Source organism: Xanthomonas prunicola (genome assembly GCF_002846205.1).
GTDB lineage: Bacteria > Pseudomonadota > Gammaproteobacteria > Xanthomonadales > Xanthomonadaceae > Xanthomonas > Xanthomonas prunicola.
Genome location: NZ_PHKV01000086.1, coordinates 1 through 311, shown reverse-complemented (window position 1 = coordinate 311; position 311 = coordinate 1). Strand labels below are relative to the sequence as shown.

General features: G+C 64.0%; 1 protein-coding gene. It reads right to left on the bottom strand.

Annotated features, from left to right (window positions below):
• Window positions 1-311 (bottom strand): AMP-binding protein (locus tag XpruCFBP8353_RS23150; RefSeq protein ID WP_133125730.1); only part of this gene is annotated, 311 nt, incomplete at both ends.

Below are 311 nucleotides of genomic sequence, written 5' to 3'. Positions count from 1 at the left end.
CTAACTGCTGACCGAGCACTTCCAGATGGGCCGGCGTGAGTTTGACCAGGCCCAGTGGGGTGGGATCGCACAAGCGCTGGCGCAACGCATCCAGCGTGTCGTGCTCGGGTAACAGTTCGACCTTGGCTCCACACAGCAGCGGCGCCAACAGACTGGTCAGGGTTGCGTCGAAGGCCAGCGAAGACGACACCACCGCGCTGGGAAAGGGGCGATAGGTGGCGATGGCCCATTGCAGGTAATGCGTGGCGCCTGCGTGGGTGAGCAGCGTGCCCTTGGGTTGTCCGGTGGAGCCGGAGGTGTAGATGACGTAG